This window comes from Aliiglaciecola sp. NS0011-25, from assembly GCF_040370605.1.
In the GTDB taxonomy this organism is placed as follows: Bacteria; Pseudomonadota; Gammaproteobacteria; order Enterobacterales; family Alteromonadaceae; genus Aliiglaciecola; species Aliiglaciecola lipolytica_A.
Genome location: NZ_BAABWR010000005.1, coordinates 156,718 through 175,868, shown reverse-complemented (window position 1 = coordinate 175,868; position 19,151 = coordinate 156,718). Strand labels below are relative to the sequence as shown.

Here is a 19,151-nt window from a genome sequence, read left to right as displayed (position 1 = left end):
ATGGAGCAACAAAAATGGTTTCTAATTAAACAGTTATTTAGCGAAGCACAAGCGCTGCCAACAGCTGAGCAACAAGGATACGTGCAGCGTAAAAGCGAGGGAGATGAACAGGTTTACGAAAGTGTGATGCAAATGCTAGGAGTCGAAAATAGCACTCGAAATAATCCTAATTTGTCGGGCATTATTGCCGCTTCAGCATCGCAATTATTAATCGATGATCAAGCATTGCAAGCAGGCGATGTTGTCGAACAATTTAAAGTGGTTGAACCTATAGGTGATGGCGGTATGGGCAGTGTATTCTTGGGCGAACGTGCCGAAGGTGATTTTGAACAACTGGTTGCCATTAAAGTGATTCACCGTAAACATTTTACGGTGCAAAGCCTACAACGCTTCATACGCGAACGTCAAATTCTGGCGTCATTACACCATAAAAACATTGCAAGCTTTATTGGTGGTGGAGAAACCCAGCATGGACAACCCTATATTATTTTAGAATACGTTGATGGGGTCACTATTACCCAATATTGCCAGCAACATAGATTAGATATTCCACAACGCTTGGATTTATTTAAACAAGTTTTAGCTGCCGTAATCTACGCTCATCAAAACCTAGTTGTGCACCGTGATATTAAGCCCAGCAACGTTTTAGTTAATGCTCAAGGTGACGTTAAATTACTGGATTTTGGCATTGCCAAGTTGGTACAAGAAAGTCACGAGGGAGCTAACCTTGCCGGCGATTTAACCCAAGAGTTTAGCCGAGTCTTAACTCCTGCCAATGCATCTCCAGAGCAAGTGCTTGGTAGCAATATAACGACTCGCTCAGATGTATATGGATTGGGTGCTTTGTTAATGCACCTGTTAACCGACGAACCAGTGTTCGATACTTCCGCCACCACTCAGTCTAGCTTGGAATCGATGATAGTCGACCAAGTGCCGGTACGTCCAAGTTTCAAGTGTTTAGAGTCAACTGATGAACATATCCGTAAACGGGCCAAAAGCCTGAAGGGGGATTTAGATACGATTGTAATGAAAGCCTTGCAAAAAGATCCTGAACGACGCTATTCAAGTACTGAGCACTTTTTAGAAGACATTGTAAGACATCAACGCAACTATCCCATATCTGCCAAGCCAGACAGCCTTGTTTATAGAGTCACAAAGTTTGTGCAACGTAATACCTTAAGTACGGTGCTAGTATCCCTGTTTTTGACGAGTTTAATAAGCACTAGTATCGTCATAATGCAGCAATCTATTACGATTCAAAATGAACGTGATGCGGCGTTAAAACAAGCTTTTATCGCGCAAGAAACAGCTAAATTCATGACGGATATGTTCGATGCCGCAGATCCCAATATCCATGCAGGCGAATCCATTAGTGTTAAGTCATTAGTCGACCAAGCAGCCGTCGATTTAGACAAGCTTAACAGTGATCCATTGATCATGGCACAACTCAGCGGCACGTTATCCAGCGTATATAACCAACTCGGGGAATACGATTTATCCTCTTCTATGATGGAAAAAGCCGAACAATATCTGTTCGCCTCCAAACAAGATTCAGAAAATGCGAGCTATATTGCCCTAAAATTTTTATTGGGAAATGAGAAGGCCAACCTACTCGTAAATACCGGTCAATATGATCAGGCACTCAGCTTAACTGCGTCACTTATCCAAGATCTGGAAAATACCGATACTTCCAGCTTAAGTGCAGAGCAAATAGATAACTTTTACATCTGGCTTGAATACGGATTGGGTTCCGCCTACTCATATAGTGGACGAGACACCTTGGCAATCGAGCATTATCAAAATGCCTTAACACGATCCGAGCAAGTGGTAGCGGCAGGAGGAGAGTACGCCGAAGAGATATTGATAAATCATTTATCAAGTCGTTATTTTGGATTGGGTCATTCACTTCGCAGGGTAGGTGACTACGCCCAGTCTAAAATAGTGCTGCTACGTGGTATTGAAATTGAAAAATCATTAGATAAACCGCCAAGCTTAGATCTTGCCCATGGCCTCAACCAACTTGCAGATACGTATTTGCAACTTGGTGAGCTAGAACTAGCAGAAAAATATGCCCAAGAAGGACTTACTATTAGGCGCAATATTCATGATTATGGACATATCGAAATCATTGCCAGTACAGGAGTGCTTAGCAATATTTACGCGAAACAAAAGCACTATGATCGCAGTATCGAAATGCGTGAAGAAATGTTGAACATGGTGGAGCAAGCTGTGGGTAAGGAACACCCGTTTTATGCCAGTGTATTGGATGCGTTAGGCAATTTACACATGCTCAAAAATGACTATCAAAAAGCACGCCGGTATTTCGATGATTCATATGAACTTTTTGCGCTGATCTTTCCCGAAGGTCATATATATGTGGCAAAAACTTTAGTCAATCTAGGTGATCTCGCGCTACGGGAAGATAAAATCCAACTAGCAAAAGACAACTTTGAACAAGCTCTGCAAATTTTAACGTCCAAGGCACCAGATCCCTCAGAATTAATGGCAAAAGCCAACGCATTATATGCGGTAAGCTTATATAAAAATGCTCAGCCAGAAGCAGCAATTGAATACGAAGAATCTGCATTGAACATTTTACAAACTACATTTGGACTAGACTCTTTTGAATACAAAACCTTGTACCAACGCCTGCAAAGTGCCAAAAACTGAGATGTATATGGCTGCGGGTAACACCCACAAAGGCATTCGCAGAACTAGCAATCAAGACGCAATTTTTATGGATGATAGCCAAGGTATTTGGATAGTCGCTGATGGTATGGGTGGGCACAATGCTGGTGAAATAGCGGCCAATATAATTTGTAAGTATTTACCAACTGAAATTAAACAGCCATCTCAAACCGTCACCAATGCGATCCTCAAAGTGCATAACCAAATACAAACCGCCAGCCGGCAACACACATTGTATGCAGGTATGGGCAGCACTATGATTCTGGCAGTCCAGCAACAACAGCATTTACAAATATACTGGAGTGGAGATTGTCGCGCCTATTTATACACTGCAGGTAAATTGAGATTAGTTAGCAAAGATCATTCTTTGATACAGAAACTCAAAGACGACAATATTATTGATGATCAGGCGGCGGCTAAACATCCCCAGCGCCACTTAGTTACGTCATGTTTAGGAGGATCCCTTGCACAACCTGTGATCGACAATATAACGCTCATATTAGGTCTTAATGATTTGTTACTACTGTGCTCAGATGGTTTGTATAACGAGCTAAATTTGCAAGACATGCAGGCTATTATTAGCGAAAAAAAAGCATCTGAAACTAGGGTCAATGAATTAATTAAACAGGCAAATCAGCTAGGAGGAAAAGACAATATCTCAGCCATTTTGATTGCTCATCGGTGAGACCAAATTTAGCTAGTCATCTTCGCTATTTTTACCATTTAGCCATTATCATCGTGTTTTAATTGAACAAATTTAGCAAACTATGTAAGCATATTGATACAAATTTCGCTAAATCAAAAAAACAATCACTAAGTTATAACATTCAGTTTTTCAGCGCATTGTTGTAAGATTTAAATGATGTTTCAAGTAACTTTGTAGCTTTTGCAGCCCCTAATTTGCGATCAGTTTAGGCTCTCCCTCATTTGTTACTCAAAGAAGCATTCTTTAAATAATAATAACTGCATGTCGTTGAAGGTGTCGATTAAAACTCTGCTCACATTGCAAATTTTCTATACAACAATCAGGTAACACAATGTTTAAACCACTCTCTATGGTAGCTTTGCTATCATGTTTTGCGATTGGCTTTGCAAACGCAGCAATTAATCAAACAAAAGGCGATTTTGAAGATAAATTTCGTCAGCTAGATGAATCTCTTCCTACTCCCAATGTGTATCGCAACGCCGCAGGTGAACCCGGTCATGAATATTGGCAGCAGCAAGTAGATTACCAAATCAAGGCAAAATTAGATGAACAAAAGCGTCGAATTGAAGCCAGTGAACAAATCACTTACCACAACAATTCACCGGATACGTTAAAGTATTTGTGGATGCAATTAGAGCAGAATAAATTTCGCAACGACTCAATGTCGGCCATGACCACCACCTTTGGTGGTATTGGTAACCGTGGTCCAGCAACGGCATCTGCATCATCTGATAAACCCGCACAGCTTAGCTTAGGTGCACTGCGTCGCCAGCAATTTACCGATGACCACGACTTAGGCTTTGATATTCAGTCAGTGACCGACAGCAACGGTAACAAGCTCAAATTCACAATAGTGGGTACCAACATGCGTATCGACTTACCTCGTCACCTGAAGCCGGGTAAAAAAACCGTATTCAATATTGATTACGCGTTTAATATTGTCGAAGAAGATGCCGTAACAGCACGTTCAGGTTATGAACATTTCCCTGATGATGAGCGTGAAGGCGGAAATGATATTTTCTTATTAGCCCAATGGTTCCCGCGTTTACATGCTTATACCGATTACGAAGCGTGGACTAACCGAGAGTTCATTGGTCGAGGTGAATTTACCTTGGAGTTTGGTAACTACGAGGTGGAACTGACCGTACCTGCGGATCATATTGTCAGCGCCACTGGCGAGTTACAAAACCCCAAAAATGTACTCACATCTACCCAACGCAAACGTTTAAAGCAAGCTGAAGATGCAGAGCGTATCGTTTTCGTGGTGACGGCTGAAGAAGCGCTAGAAAACGAGAAAGAAGGCACAGACGCAACAAAAACATGGAAATTCAGTGCTAACAATGTACGTGATTTCGCATGGGCTTCGTCACGCAAATTCATGTGGGATGCCCGTGGCCACCAGCAAGGTGGAGATGATCAACCTTTAGTCATGGCGATGTCGTTTTACCCTAAAGAAGGCGGCAAATTATGGGAAAAGTATTCCACTGAATCAATCATCCAAACCTTAGAAGTATATTCTCGTTTTTCCTTTGATTATCCGTACCCCGTTGCACAATCAGTGAATGGTCCTGTAGGTGGAATGGAATATCCGATGATCACCTTTAACGGTCCTCGTACTGAATTGCAAAAAGATGGTAGCCGCACTTATTCGCAAGCAGAAAAGCGTTTTTTAATTAGTGTAGTTATTCACGAAATTGGGCACATCTATTTTCCAATGATAGTCAATTCAGACGAACGTCAATGGACTTGGATGGACGAAGGTTTAAACAGCTTTTTAGACGGTGTAGCCGGTCGTGAATGGGATCCTAGTATTCCTTGGGGTGTTGAACCAAGAGATGTTGTGGATTACATGAAGTCATCAAATCAAGTACCCATTATGACTCAATCAGACAGCGTTTTACGACTAGGTCCTAATGCTTATACAAAGCCTGCCGCAGCCCTCAATATTCTGCGCGAAACTATCCTAGGCCGTGAATTATTCGACTTTGCATTTAAAGAGTATGCGCAACGTTGGAAGTATAAGCGCCCTACACCATCAGACTTTTTCCGCACTATGGAAGAAGCCTCTGGGGTTGATCTAGATTGGTTCTGGCGTGGTTGGTTTTACAGTACAGACCATGTTGATATCTCCATAGATAAAATCTATAAACTACGTTTAGACACCCATGATCCAGATATCGATTTTGCTCGTCAGCGCCAAGAAGAGTTGGATAAACCTGAATCGTTAACGGACATCCGTAACAAAGCGGAAGGACGCAAACTTTGGATTGAGCGTTTCCCTGATATTACCGATTTTTATGACGAGAATGATCGTTTCACGGTAACCAACAAAGAACGCAATGCTTATCAGAAGTTCTTAAGCAAACTCAAACCATGGGAAAAAACAGCCTTAGAACGCGCTGTGAAAGAAGACAAAAACTACTATGTATTGGACTTTTCCAATAAAGGTGGTCTAGTCATGCCAATTATACTGGAGCTAACTTTTGCCGATGGCAGTGTTGAAAACCAGTATATTCCAGCAGAAATCTGGCGTCGTACCCCTAAAGCGGTTAGCAAACTGATTATCACTGACAAAGACAAAGAGCTAGTTAGTGTGACTGTTGACCCCCATTGGGAAACAGCTGACGTGGATGTAAGCAACAACCATTATCCACCTAAAATTATTCCGTCGCGGATTGAAGCTTACAAGACCAAAAAGCGTAGCGGCAAGGTTTATCGGGACATTATGCAAGATATAAAAACCGAACTAAAAACCTATGATGAAGACGATATTGAAGAAGACGACAATAATTGAGCATGAATAATTTCATCAAACTAGCTTTAGGGGCGCTGTTGTTAACAGCGTTTTCCCTAAGTGCACATCAACAAAAAACCTCGATAAGCACAGTGTTGTTTAATCCGCGCACTGAGAATATTGAAATCATGCACCGCTTTAGGGTTCATGATGCCGAGCATGCGGTAAAAGAAATATTTGGTAAAGACGCGGATATACTCGATTCAGAAAAGACGCAAAATGAGTTTAGCGACTATGTAAGCAAACGCTTTTACTTGTTTGATAGTCAGCAAAAAGCCTTGCCTCTAAAAGTGGTTGGTCATGAAATAGAGGGGAAGTTTTTCTGGGTTTATCAGGAAACCACACAGCCTGCTAAGTTAGAGAATCTGAGTATACGTCATGATGCCTTACGCGATTTATGGCCACAACAAGTCAACACGATTAATGTTGAAGGTAAAGGCGAACTGCAAACTCTGACCTTTGCAGACTCAGTGGAATTATTAAAAGTCAGCTTCCATTAAACTTTTCAATCAGCAGTAATAGACGTTTTTTAGAGTTCAGAAAACACTAAGCTGATATTGCTCTATTAACAAGCCCGTAAATATCTATTTTACGGGCTTTTTTATTTACTTCTTCAAGACCAATCACCTTGCATGTTGACTGTGAATATTTTGCAAAGGTATTGAATCTAGTTCACAAAATTAAATTCGAAAAATCAAATTTCATCTTAAATTCATAAGGTTACAAGTTGGTAAAGGTTTTGCACCTACAGCTTCGTTGAATTAAAAAGAGGAAATATCATGTCGAACACAGTAAAAACAATTAATCCCTTTACTGAGCAGGTACTAGACGAGTTCCAACTTTTGAGCTTAGAAGAAGCAAATGCAGCCGTAGATAAAAGCCATGAGGCATTTTTATCTTGGCGAAAAACACCTAAAGATCAACGTGCGGAACTGGTATTAAGCTTGGCCAGCACAATTCGCGAAAATAAAAGTGAATTGCTCAGATTAATGACCGCAGAAATGGGCAAAGTGCGCGCCCAGGGTGAACAAGAAATTGAACTTTGTGCAGGGATTTGTGAATACACTGCCACCGAAGCGATAAAAGCTCTGGAAGACGAAGAGCGGGAAATTGAAGGTGGCAAGGCGATAATCAGCTACCAACCTATAGGTGTTATTTTAGGTATTCAGCCATGGAATTTTCCCCTATATCAGGTCATTAGATACAGCATCAGCAACATTATGGCCGGCAACACCACAGTGATGAAACATGCTTCCAATGTATTTGGCATGGCTGTAGAAATTCAAAAGATGTACGAAAAAGCAGGCTTTCCAAAAAACGTTTATCAATCTCTCATCATCAAAGGGTCTATGGCAACCCAGCTTATTGAACACAGCAAAGTACGTGGTGTTACTTTTACAGGCAGTGACGGTGTAGGTAAAAAAGTAGCTGAAACAGCAGGTAAACATTCAAAGAAAACCGTCTTGGAACTAGGTAGTAACGATGCATATGTGATACTTGATGATGCCAATATTGAAACCGCGGTGCAAGCCTGTGTTCAGGGTCGAATAGTCAACAATGGGGAAACCTGTGTAGCCGCCAAACGTTTCGTTGTTACAGAAGCGAAATATGACGAATTCAAACAAGCCTTCGTTGACCAACTTAAAAATATGAAAATGGGTGATCCTAACGATAAAGAAACAGATTTAGGCCCTATGGCACGAGAAGATTTGCGAGACGAATTACATGAGCAAGTTAAAACGTCCATTGATAAAGGGGCAAAAGTTTTGATAGGTTGCGAAATCCCAGATATGACGGGTTATTTTTACCCACCGTCAGTTCTTGAGAACGTAACATCAGGTATGCCCGCATACGACGACGAATTATTTGGTCCAGTCGCAGCGCTAATCAAAGTCAAAGATAACAAAGAAGCAATGGAAGTTGCCAATGACTCCAGATATGGCTTAGGCGGCGGTATCTTCTCAGCAGATGAAGACAAAGCGGTAAAACTAGCCGTTGAAGAATTTGATACCGGTATGGTTAATATCAACGGTTATGGATTAGCACAGCCCAATTTGCCTTTTGGTGGCGTGAAATCCAGTGGTTATGGCAGAGAACATGGTGGGTTTGGCATAACCGAATTCGTGAATATTAAATCGGTCGTAATCAATCAACAATAGAACCTAGTCACCTAAACTGCGGATTGAATGTAAAATCCATTGAAATCCAAAAGAGTCGATATTTCATCGGCTCTTTTTTTATGCAACTAGATTGTTAAGACAAAGAAAGGCAATCGTAGGATAGTAAAGGTGAGACGCCCTTCGTCTTGCAAAGAAGTTAAAACAAAGGTGACTGATGATTAGCGGTTTTATCGATTAAAACTAAGCTAAAACTCGAAAGTAGGAATCAAAATTAAGCTGATGAGGGACGCTAAGCTGAAGTTAAGTGTGGTCGACATTGGCAATTGCCTTTTCCAAATTGGATAGCAATAGAAGCCAATGCCGACCTAATCTGAACGATTATTTAAACATTAATTTTGGTGAGTACCGCGCACTGGATAATTTTTGTTGAGTGCAAACTCAAGTCCACTAACGAACTGTTCCAGATCTGGACGAATGAAAGGTGCATTTGCAATCTCAATCATCACGGTTTCACCTTTTGGATTGACTACAAACAAGCCAGGCTCTGGAAAAGCATGGTCGGTTTCAGAGTCACTCATAGGATCTGAGATGTATAATCCCAGTGCATGCATTTGAGTTAAGGTTAAACCAGTTACAACCGGAAAGTTAACATCTAATCCTTTATCTTTCATCTTGTCTAATTGCTCTGGTGTATCAGCAGAAACGGCAACTACGTCGATGTTCAAAGATTTTAGTTTTGCTGTATATTCGGTAAGTGAATTTAGATATTTGAGGCAAATCGGACAATGATACCCGCGGTAAACAACAACCAAAGACCACTTGCCTTTATCCTCACCAAGGTGTGCTGCATCCGAAAGACTTGCTAAATTGCCGTTAGTATCTGTGATTTGTATTGTTGGAAATTTTTCGCCTGCTAAAAGTTTAGTATTCTTCATTCTATACCTCCATAAAAACGGTTAGCTCAACAGTGTCCTGTATTATTATTCTGTTTAACCAACCTAACCTAAATAATGATTTGTTTACGGTTTGTATGTAGCAAACTTCTTACCAGCTAAACTAAGTGGCTGTTTTAACACTAAAAACATAGATTAATCCATACATGAGCGGAATATTGCAGCTGGAAACTGTGAAAGAATTGCATTAGTAATTGAATCATCTTCAATTTGCTTTGTTTGCTCCCTGATTATCCTTTATACCCTGAATACTCGGTTAGGTGTCGGACGCTGTAGATTCTACCTTGTGCAAATATTCAACGTACTCTTGTACGCTATCGTTTGGCATTTGAGTTTGCATTAAGCTTATCAACAAGCGAATATTTTGGCTCAAGTCAGGATAGTCTTGCTCTGGATGACGTTGCGTCACATCTATAGCGCGTTTCAGTGAGTTGATAGCATCTATTGGTAGATTATTGCTTCGCTCAAAGTCTGAAAATTGGGTATGCAGAAAATACAGCGAGCCGTTTTTTGCGGTTACATCATATGGCGTCTTAGCATCAAAATTGTGCCATTTAGTTAGCACTAACCGGTAGATATGTTGCGCTTCGTCTTGGGCATCAGCGGCAAGATAGCGCAGGGCTAATTTATGATATTCATATAAGGTATTTGGACTGAGTTCACCGTACTTATCAGCCATGCCATCGATAGCCTCTTGCGCCAATAATATCGCCTCTTGGTGCATCGACAGATTTGACAAGGTTTCGGCTTTAAATGATTTAGTATTAATAATGTCAATGTGATTAGCACCGACAATCGCGGGCAATGTCTGTAAAGAATGATTGAGAATCTCGAGTGTTTCAGCAAAGTACCCTTCTGAGCTAAGTATCTTTGCGTTTAAGAATTGTGCTCTGTGAGTATCTTGATGCTCAAGCCCTAACATTTCGGTAGTTAGGGAAAGTAGCTCTTCTGTGTAGGGTTTACTCAAATTAAACCTATCTTTTTCAATGTAATGAAAGCTGAGTCTTTCCAGTACATATATAACCAGCGTATGTTTACTACCTAAACTTGCTTTTGCTAAAGACAAGGCTTGTTTAAAATAATCAATAGAGGCCTCATTATCACCGTAGCGTAAATAGTTGTTTCCTAGACTTGCTAAGGCCAGCACTACCATGAGGTGTTTTTCACCCAAATATTGTTTTGCATCTTCAAGCACTTGCAAATGCATATCTATCGCTTTTTCAACCTCGCCCGTATCACTGTAATAACCGCCTAAATTTAGTGTATAGCCTATCGTGTGTCGGTGGTGTTCTCCGTAAAGTGTCCGAGCCTGAGCGACAATTGATTCAAGTATCTCACCTCGCTTTTCTGGCAAATCTGCACGACTATAGGCCGAATTCAGTGCGTTGAGTGTTGAAATATGAAGTTCAATATCCTGAGCAGGGTATTGATTGTAAATTGCGTCAGCCATTTGCAACTGCTCTGTGGCTTCTTGTATCTTGCCGATTTGCCAATACATTTCGCCAATCACGTAGCGCAATTGAGCAAGTACCATGGGTTGCTGTGCGAGTTTGGTTTGCTCAGGATTACTCAGCTTTTCTTTTGCCGATTCCACCATATCAAACACAGTCACTTCATTTCCTTGTGCCCTATCGGGATCAATACCTTTAAACATTTCGGTAATAAAATCGGTGACAGCCTGTGCTTTTTGCTGTTCTGTTTGCGCGGTATCACGCTCTTGTTGCGCAATGTCACGCTGTTGTTTCACTTGTTCAGATTGATACCAAATCGCCGCGCTCGCAGTTATCAACGAAATTGATAGTCCGAATCCCATCGCCGACGCTATCGCATTGCGCTGCAAAAACAACGACGTTCTATGCATCCAACCGATAGCATGAGCTCGAACAGGATATTGATTTAAAAAACGTGCTATATCTGCTGCAAAATCCGCTGCCGAGCTATATCTGTCCTGACTTTTCCCTTGTAGGGCCTTATCTACTATCGCGTCTAGGTCTGTGCTTATAGAACTCGCTGTATTTTTGTAAAAGTCATTCTCGTTGTTTTTAGCGCGAACACTTGCACGGGTTAGTGCTTGGGATTGAATATATGCCAGCACTTCTTCTTTGCTGAGGTTTTGCTGTTGGGATACGATGCTCCCCGTCAGTATTTTATATAGCACCGCCCCCAACGAATAAATATCCGAAGAGACACTTATGGCTTCTCCTAAAATTTGCTCAGGGCTTGCATATTGGATAGTTAACAAACGAGGTCCCGAAGAATTCATTTCTCTTTGGGTTAATAAGTAGGAAATACCAAAATCCATCACTTTGGGCTCACCATCCTGATTGACTAGGATATTTTCAGGCTTAATATCACAATGCACCACTAAGTTTTGATGGGCGTATTGAATCGCTTCACATACCTTTACGAACAGTTTAAGTCGTTGTTTCACGCTCAGTCGATGCTGTTCGCAGTACTGATCAATGGGCAGGCCTTCAACATACTCCATCACTAGGAAAGGAGTGCCCGACGCGGTCGTGCCACCATCTAATAGGTGTGTTATGTTGTTATGCTCTAGATTAGCCAGTATTTGTCGCTCTTCGATAAAGCGTGTTAACAAATATTCACTGGTGGTCAAGGATTTAATGAGTTTTACGGCGACTTTCTTTTCATAGAGGTTATCGGCTCGCTCACCTATATACACCGCCCCCATACCACCTGTTTTCAGCCTTTTGGTAAGCTTGTAAACCCCCGCCATAGTGCCACTTAAATCTTGCTCAGCGTCAAACACATTTTGAGTTGCGCTCTGAACAATTTTACCAAGCCCTTGGGTTTCGTCTGCGTGCTCTAATAGACCCATTATGGCCTGTTGAATATCAATTTGGTCTGGGAAAGTTTGAGTGATGAAATCTCGTCTTGTTTCAGCGGGTAGTTCAAGTGCCTTATGAAAATATTCTTCAATAATGGGTAGATCGTTATTATCCATAAATTGTCTCTACTTGATATATTTTCGCTAAACTCGGCGAACATAAGCGGCCCAACTTGCCAATCCCAAAATTTTTTCTATGGCATTTGAGGAGACAATAAAAAGCTTTACCAATAATGCGATGAAGGTTTACGTCATCTCTTTACAAATCCACGCCTTCGAAAACTTCAATTCACGTTCCACGGTTCTGACTGAAAGTGCGTACAAATCAGCAATCTGTTGAATACTTAATCCGGCAAATGTCTCTAACTCAAGAATATTCGCCTTGCGATTATCAAGCTTCACCAGCCCCTCTAGAGCACTATTGAGAGACAGAAATTGGGTTACATCCTGTTTAGCGCTTAAAAACTCGGTGTTTAGGGTGATTTTCATGCCGTTAGCACCCCGTTTTAAGCGGCCAATGCTGCGCGCATGGTCAACTAAAATGCGACGCATTGTTCTACTGGCCAAACTATAGAAGTGTTGCCGGTCGGCAAAGCTGACATCAGCATCGAATAAGCTCAAAAAGACTTCGTTGACCAGTGCCGCGGTTTCGAGAGTGTGGCCAGGGCGTTCTTGGCGCATATGAGCTTTTGCACGCCTTTTTAGCTCTGCGTACACAATACTACTGACCTCAGACAGGGCGTTTTCATCGCCCTCCTGCCATTGGTATAGAAGCTCAGTTATATTGCCCTTGTGAAGTGCCACTGGCATATCAATTCACCCATGTGAAGAATCTATTTCCAGAAAAGCGATAACGCTTTAACCCTGTCTACTTTGTGCCCAAAAATCGCGTTAAATACAGGCAAATAGCTGTTCAAATATACTCCCATTGTTTTACGTTAAGCAAATATATCTGTGTTCTCATCGTCAAGATGTGATTCGCTTTCACTTTCCTTGCTCTCACTTTTCTGGCCGCTTTTCAAAAAAATAGATAATTAATTCATTCGTTTAAAAATATTTTGTCGTTTTCGAAATTGACTAGCGCTTATAGATATAGGACGCCTGAAAATAACCAGAGGCAAGCATCAAGCCCCTTGTTTGAAAGACTAGAAGGCAATTCGTAAACCTTATTGTAAAAGGGAGAACGCGATGACACATGTTAGAGAGTATGACAACGGTGCTAAAGATAAGACTTTTTCATTGAATGCATTGCAAAAAATCCAGCGGCTAGCGCTTAAATTTTGCTGCACAGCGTTACCACCAATAGGACTCAAAGTGGCGCTTTACCACTTCACGAATACACGCAAACGCCGCCCGTATAATTTGCTGGATTTACCGCCTCAATTGCAGTCTCGAAAAATAGCTTATCGTAATGGACACATTGTGACTCACAGTTGGGGTCATGGAGAAAAAATTGTATATCTGGTGCATGGCTGGGAGAGTAACTCAAATGTGATGAAAGCCTTTATCTCGCCTCTGATACAACAAGGATATAAGGTTGTAGCCTTCGACATGCCGGCCCATGGTCTGTCAAGCAATCAAGCTACTCACTTGGGTGATTTTTCTGCCACATTAGAGTTTGTCATTTCCATATATGGAAAACCATTTGGCATAGTGGCGCACTCGTTTGGCGGCACTGCTAGCGTCTTGTTGTTGCGTGCACAAACCCGGTTACTGCCTAGCAAGCTTTGTTTGATCGCGCCAATGAAATCCCTAGATAGCCATCTGCAAGTATTCAATACCATCACCGGATTACCCGAAGCCATTATGGATAAGCTTCTAACAAAACTGAAAAAACGATACGCGTTAGAAGCAAAAAAGACAGACATTACCCGCTTAATTCAGTCTGTGCCGGTTCCCGGTTTACTGATCCACGATAAAGATGATCGACTCATTCCCATAGAGGTAGGTGACCAACTAGCAAAGGCTTGGGATGGCTCTCGATATATAAAGACTCAAAGCCTAGGCCATCGCAATATTTTAAAAGATCCATTCGTTATTCAGCAGGTGACTGATTACATATTAGACCGTCATCGGAGCTAGCTCATCTGCAGTTTCGAATGCAAATGAGCGAACTTAAGACAAAAGATTAAAAAATTAGACAGCTCGTGTCGTTTTTGCGCACTCAGGACGCTTAGTTAAATAGCGACCGGAAATACAGCGCTGAGATAGGCATATTTATCAATTAAATTGATTGAGAGACTAAGATTATGACTTCCAACAATAATATATCTTCATATACAACACGCTACTTCGCTTGGGTCATCGAAAAGCCCAAACGGGTAATCTTAATCTCACTTATATTTATCCTCACGATGGGCTTTGGAATTAGCAAAGTGCATAAAGAATCTTCGGTAGATGCATTCGTACCACAGGATCATCCTGCTGCCTTCGCGAGAGACCGAGCTGCCGAAATATTCGGATTAGAAGATCCTATTGTAGTGGGTTTAGTTGCTGCCAAAAATAGGTCTGCGTTTACGCCTGAAAATATCGAAACACTACGCCGAATTGAGAGCAGAGCCCGTGCACTAAGTAATGTTAAAAAACATAATTTTATTAGTATCTTAAATGAAAGCGCGATACGTGGTGAACAGGGTGACCTGCTTGTTGAAGCTATTGTCCCGTCAGGCCCTTTAACCATGGATGCAGCAAAGCAAGCCTTTGTGCGCCTCAATAGTATGAGCATGATGAAAGGACTATTGGCGTCGAAAAATGGCGATACATTAACTCTAATTATCCCAGTGTATGATGCTAATCATGCCACTGAAACCTATCGTCAAGTATTGGCAATTGCGAATAGTGAATCGACCTCATCAATCACTATACATGTTACCGGCGTAGCCTCAATGAACGGACGCTTGGCGCAAATGGTCACAAGCGATACACGGTTGTTTATACCTGTCGCGGTGACAGTCGCTATGCTCATAGTTTGGTTAGCACTGCGCAATCTACGTGGGTTAATTGGCCCGTTTTACGTGATCGCTGGCTCTGCCGCTACAACAATTGGCTTTATGGGTTGGATGGGGGCGCAGTATTATTTAATCACAACCGCTTTGCCGGTAATTATCATGGCCATCGCCATTGCTGATAGTCTGCATATATCAACCCTGTTTTTGCATAAGTGTCGTACAAATTGGCACAAAACCCGTCAGCAAAATTTGCTTGATGCCCTCAATCATACTTATTTACCAATTACACTCACGACTGTCACTACTGTGGCTGGTTTCTGCGGCTTAGCGCTAGGTTCAACTATGCAGCCCATCGCTGAATTTGGCTGGATGGCTGCTCTTGGTGCAATCATGGCGTGGCTGCTAAGTATCAGCGCGTTACCTGCAATTATGGCTTTAAGCAAGCTACAGGCAAAAGAAAACCAAGTAAAAAGCCAATTTACCTTTGTTGATGCCTGTTTGAAAAATGTCACTCAACAAGCGACTCAAAAACCTGCAACCACAGCGAGTGTATTGGCAGTATTGACGTTGGTTATGGGATATTTTGCATTGCAGGCAAATTTTGATTACCAACGTCAGAATTACTTTCAAGCAAATGAACAGGTACGTATTGCAGATATCACCTTAAACGAGCGTTTATCGGGCTTGAATTTCCTAGATGTAGTGGTCTCTGGTAGCACCTCAAACGATTTGATAACACCTGATGCGATGAAAGCGATCGCGCGCTTGCAAGCACAGTTGAATGCGCAGGCATTTGTAGCAAAAACAACCTCGGTTGCTGACTATATGACACTCATGCATAACGTTCTCACCGATGAGCCGATTGGTAGTTTTCCGAGTAAGCAAAATGCCCCTGCACAATATATGTTTTTATATGAATCATCGGGCGACCCCGGCGATTTTGATGAGGAGATAGATTTAAACTATCAACACGCTCTCATCCGCGCGCAGCTGAGCACAGATCGTTTTAGTAATGTAAAAAATACCGTGCAAGACTTCCAAGAGATTACCAAACGGTGGTCATTAGAAACAGGTTTAGAAGCAAGTGTTAGCGGCAGAGTGGCAGTCAACGTTGGCTGGATGTCGCTGTTAGCAGAGTCACATTTTGTCGGGCTTGGACTGGCGATTTTATTTGTTTTTATGTCTGCTTTGATAATGTTTCGCTCATTTTTCAAAGCACTGCTGAGTTTAGTGCCGGTTATCACTGGCGTCTTGTTTACGTACGCGGCTATGGGCGCACTTAACATCGATATTGCACCAGCTACATCTATGACAGCCGCCATTTCTACCGGCCTAGGTGTCGACTTCGCCATTCACTTAATTTACAGCGTCAATCAAGCCAGACAACAAAACACATCTATAGAGGAAGCATTCTCAGGGAATTATTTAATCGTCGCCAGAGCCTGTTTATTTTCTGCTCTCGCCCTTGCCGTTGCACTTGGCGTTGTTTGTTTAAGCTCTGCGCCACCTCTGCAATGGTTTGGCGCGTTAGTTGCCATGGCAGCTTTAGGCAGTCTTATGGGCGCGATATTTGTCATCCCTGCACTTTATGCATTGTTCACAAAGCACGCCCTATTACCCAAGCTTAAAGGAGCATACTAATGAACATCATACAAAAAGTCGTCACCATAAGCCTTGTAACCTTACTACTAATGTTCAGCCAAGGAGTAAAAGCCAATCCGCAAATGAGTGGCTTAGAGCTTGCTGAAAAAGTGGCTAATCGCTCGTCAAATAAAAGCAGAGTAGGGTTCATGCATTTTACTATGCGTAACAATGCAGGTTCTGAGCGCAAACGCTCAGCCTTGGTAGTCCACTCTCAAGTGCCAGAAAGAACCAAAATAGGTATTTATTTTACCGAACCTGCTGGGCTGCGTGACACTAGCTTTTTAAGTCATGACAATAGCGCGAGTCAGGACCAAAACTGGCTCTACTTACCTGCCACGGATCGAGTACGAAAGCTTCCGTCTTCGAGCCGCGGAGACTACTTCATGGGGACCGATTTGAGTTATGGCGACATTAAAGACAACTTTAAGTTTGCACTGGAAGATTGGGACTTCAGTTTAGGAGAATCGATAGTGGAAAACGGTAAGACCTATTACCAACTCAAAGGAGTCCCCAAAAACGAGCAGATAAAAGCAGAAATTGGCTACGCTAGTTTTAGCGCAAAGATTGATTCTCAAACCTGGTTTCCCATCAAGATAGAATATACGGATAGCGACAATACGCCCTTAAAGGAGGTGAATGTTGTTGCCCTCGATATTATCGATGAAACCTGGACTGCAACACATTTTACGATTGACAATTCCCAGCTCCAACATCAAACCGAAATTATCATAAGCGATATGCGGGCGGTTACTCAGGTACCTACCTACTTGCTCACTGCCGATGAGTTAGCCTATGGAGCACCACTTATGCTACTCGAAGATAAAAGTTGAGCTTCAGTATGAACAGCATTTTTTTGCGAGCAAACAATAATCTGCTTAAAGCCAGCCTGGTTATGCTGAGCATTTTTGTTTACCAGATAAATTTGGCCTTTGCGCAATCTGTTTCGAGCATAATAAAAGTCGAATACCGCTTAGGTTTAAATCTGAATGACGCTGAGCTACAACATGCGAGATTAAGTATAAGCGCTGATACACGCTATCGTATTAACCGAAACTGGAGCATATACCTTGATCTACGAGGTGAAGCAGCAGATGACGACGTTGGCTTAGGCACGGTAAATACCTACTCATCGCTTAGCAAGCCTTTGCTCGATGGTAAACATACACGTTTCGAGGTAGACCGTGCATTTGTGCAATGGCGCGAGCGTGCTCATACGCTTACTCTGGGTAAGCAAGTTACTCCTTGGGGAGTGTTAGATGGTATTCAAATTACCGATCGCTTTGACCCAGTGCGGCGCCGCGATTTTGTGCTGACCGATGTTAGACCCGAACGCATTGCTCGGTGGGGAGCTCGCTGGCGCAATACTCTGGGGAAATTTAAACTAGATGCTTCATTTGCCTTGGATGGCACAGTTTCCCAGCAGGCAGAAATCAACAGGCTATTTTTTACTCATTCGACTCGCTTTACGGGAGGCATAAATCTATCCTCGACACCGATTGCGATGATCGCTGAACAGCGCAATACCAGCCTCGAGCAATCCACTTTCGGAATGCGTGCTTCTCGTCCACTTGGCTCTGGCGAGCTTTCGTTGTTGACGTTTCGAGGACCGGATACAGATCCCCTTCTAACTTTAGTACAGCAACCATTAATTAATCAGCCCGCAAGGGTTGCCCTAACATATCAGCGAAGAACCCTTTACGGCGCAACCTATGATCTAAGTCTGGGAGAAACGGTGCTACGCGGTGAAATTGCCTACATTCCTGATCAATCTATCAATATTATTAGCGAAATTCCGCTGCAATCTGCACGGGCAAAACGCCTGTTAGCAGGCGTAGGGCTTGATTGGAACGCACCCGCTCAGTGGTTTGTTAATGGGCAGCTTGCTATCGATTATGTAAATGGCGAAGACTTCAGTTTAGTGCGCCCAGCAACCGATATCATCTTGACCTTACGGGCGCAACGTACCTTTATAAATGGTCGTTTGCTCTTTAAGGGGGAATTAATTGGCACCCTTAATGAAAAAGACGGGGTATTGCGGCCTGAGCTAGCATACGATTATTCTGACAGACTCAAACTCCGTTCAGGTATCGACTACTTATTTGGTGATGAAAACAGTCAATTTGGCCAATTTAGAGACAATTCAAGATTTTGGTTTGCAGCAACTTATACCTTTTGAAACTGCAGTCTTAAAAAACCGAAACCAAGACCCTATTGTGCAGCTGAGCGTAGTGGTGTATTGATTAAAATTTATGCCGTATTTATATATTAGTCACCTCCTTAAAAACAACCCCAAATGAGAATCATTATCAAAAACAATTGCTTTTGCTACTTTGACTGACTTATAGTGAGTAGCCGCCTTTCGTTGTTGTCAGCAAATTAATTTAGTTCCTGTACGTGGCTTTAGCTATATTTTTTAGGGTTTATTTACATTGCTAAATGTATGTTTAGGG

12 protein-coding genes are annotated in these 19,151 nt (G+C 42.1%); 9 read left to right on the top strand and 3 right to left on the bottom strand.

Going from position 1 to position 19,151, the window contains the following annotated elements; all coding sequences use genetic code 11:
- The 5 genes from ABWV72_RS06345 to ABWV72_RS06325 all read left to right on the top strand — a co-directional run bounded on the left by ABWV72_RS06345 (nucleotide 1) and on the right by ABWV72_RS06325 (nucleotide 8,347).
- Nucleotides 1-2,670 (top strand): protein kinase domain-containing protein, encoded by a 2,670-nt coding sequence (locus ABWV72_RS06345; RefSeq protein ID WP_353369386.1) that lies wholly within the window; start codon nucleotides 1-3, stop codon nucleotides 2,668-2,670.
- Nucleotides 2,657-3,373, top strand: coding sequence for a PP2C family protein-serine/threonine phosphatase (locus ABWV72_RS06340; protein WP_353369384.1), 717 nt, complete (start codon nucleotides 2,657-2,659; stop codon nucleotides 3,371-3,373). The genes ABWV72_RS06345 and ABWV72_RS06340 overlap by 14 nt, the downstream gene beginning before the upstream one ends.
- Before the next feature lie 352 nt (nucleotides 3,374-3,725).
- Nucleotides 3,726-6,188, top strand: a complete 2,463-nt coding sequence (locus ABWV72_RS06335; protein ID WP_353369382.1) for a M1 family metallopeptidase — start codon at nucleotides 3,726-3,728, stop codon at nucleotides 6,186-6,188.
- 2 nt (nucleotides 6,189-6,190) lie between these two features.
- Complete coding sequence (locus ABWV72_RS06330) at nucleotides 6,191-6,688, top strand: DUF6702 family protein (protein ID WP_303500342.1); 498 nt, start codon at nucleotides 6,191-6,193, stop codon at nucleotides 6,686-6,688.
- A gap of 279 nt (nucleotides 6,689-6,967) precedes the next feature.
- On the top strand, nucleotides 6,968-8,347 hold the full coding sequence (locus ABWV72_RS06325) for an NAD-dependent succinate-semialdehyde dehydrogenase (protein WP_353369379.1): 1,380 nt from the start codon (nucleotides 6,968-6,970) through the stop codon (nucleotides 8,345-8,347).
- 350 nt (nucleotides 8,348-8,697) lie between these two features.
- Here the strand turns inward: ABWV72_RS06325 and ABWV72_RS06320 are convergent, their stop codons facing one another.
- From ABWV72_RS06320 to ABWV72_RS06310, 3 genes are all read right to left on the bottom strand, one after another.
- Entirely contained in the window at nucleotides 8,698-9,243 is a 546-nt protein-coding gene (locus ABWV72_RS06320; RefSeq protein ID WP_353369377.1) for a peroxiredoxin-like family protein, read from the bottom strand.
- A 274-nt stretch (nucleotides 9,244-9,517) separates the two neighbouring features.
- Nucleotides 9,518-12,226 carry a protein kinase domain-containing protein gene (locus ABWV72_RS06315; protein ID WP_353369375.1) on the bottom strand — a complete coding sequence of 903 codons (2,709 nt, stop codon included), beginning with the start codon at nucleotides 12,224-12,226 and terminating at the stop codon, nucleotides 9,518-9,520.
- Between the two features lie 129 nt (nucleotides 12,227-12,355).
- A complete protein-coding gene (locus ABWV72_RS06310; protein WP_342805697.1) occupies nucleotides 12,356-12,919 on the bottom strand; it encodes an ECF-type sigma factor in 564 nt (187 codons plus the stop codon).
- Between the two features lie 378 nt (nucleotides 12,920-13,297).
- Here ABWV72_RS06310 and ABWV72_RS06305 point away from each other — a divergent pair, with 378 nt between their 5' ends.
- The 4 genes from ABWV72_RS06305 (at nucleotide 13,298) to ABWV72_RS06290 (ending at nucleotide 18,877) form a co-directional block, all read left to right on the top strand.
- Nucleotides 13,298-14,191, top strand: coding sequence for an alpha/beta fold hydrolase (locus tag ABWV72_RS06305; protein ID WP_353369373.1), 894 nt, complete (start codon nucleotides 13,298-13,300; stop codon nucleotides 14,189-14,191).
- Nucleotides 14,192-14,358: 167 nt separating this feature from the next.
- Nucleotides 14,359-16,698, top strand: coding sequence for an efflux RND transporter permease subunit (locus ABWV72_RS06300; RefSeq protein WP_353369371.1), 2,340 nt, complete (start codon nucleotides 14,359-14,361; stop codon nucleotides 16,696-16,698).
- Nucleotides 16,698-17,531, top strand: coding sequence for an outer membrane lipoprotein-sorting protein (locus ABWV72_RS06295; RefSeq protein WP_353369369.1), 834 nt, complete (start codon nucleotides 16,698-16,700; stop codon nucleotides 17,529-17,531). Before ABWV72_RS06300 ends, ABWV72_RS06295 begins: the two co-directional genes overlap by 1 nt.
- An 8-nt stretch (nucleotides 17,532-17,539) precedes the next feature.
- Nucleotides 17,540-18,877 carry a DUF1302 family protein gene (locus ABWV72_RS06290; protein ID WP_353369367.1) on the top strand — a complete coding sequence of 446 codons (1,338 nt, stop codon included), beginning with the start codon at nucleotides 17,540-17,542 and terminating at the stop codon, nucleotides 18,875-18,877.
- Nucleotides 18,878-19,151: the final 274 nt, after the last annotated feature.

Bases quoted from the DNA above. Each gene is read 5' to 3' on its own strand.
- ABWV72_RS06345 (WP_353369386.1), top strand. From the start codon at position 1: ATGGAGCAACAAAAATGGTTTCTAATTAAACAGTTATTTAGCGAAGCA.
- ABWV72_RS06335 (WP_353369382.1), top strand. From the start codon at position 3,726: ATGTTTAAACCACTCTCTATGGTAGCTTTGCTATCATGTTTTGCGATT.
- ABWV72_RS06330 (WP_303500342.1), top strand. From the start codon at position 6,191: ATGAATAATTTCATCAAACTAGCTTTAGGGGCGCTGTTGTTAACAGCG.
- ABWV72_RS06325 (WP_353369379.1), top strand. From the start codon at position 6,968: ATGTCGAACACAGTAAAAACAATTAATCCCTTTACTGAGCAGGTACTA.
- ABWV72_RS06320 (WP_353369377.1), bottom strand. From the start codon at position 9,243: ATGAAGAATACTAAACTTTTAGCAGGCGAAAAATTTCCAACAATACAA.
- ABWV72_RS06315 (WP_353369375.1), bottom strand. From the start codon at position 12,226: ATGGATAATAACGATCTACCCATTATTGAAGAATATTTTCATAAGGCA.
- ABWV72_RS06310 (WP_342805697.1), bottom strand. From the start codon at position 12,919: ATGCCAGTGGCACTTCACAAGGGCAATATAACTGAGCTTCTATACCAA.
- ABWV72_RS06305 (WP_353369373.1), top strand. From the start codon at position 13,298: ATGACACATGTTAGAGAGTATGACAACGGTGCTAAAGATAAGACTTTT.
- ABWV72_RS06300 (WP_353369371.1), top strand. From the start codon at position 14,359: ATGACTTCCAACAATAATATATCTTCATATACAACACGCTACTTCGCT.
- ABWV72_RS06295 (WP_353369369.1), top strand. From the start codon at position 16,698: ATGAACATCATACAAAAAGTCGTCACCATAAGCCTTGTAACCTTACTA.
- ABWV72_RS06290 (WP_353369367.1), top strand. From the start codon at position 17,540: ATGAACAGCATTTTTTTGCGAGCAAACAATAATCTGCTTAAAGCCAGC.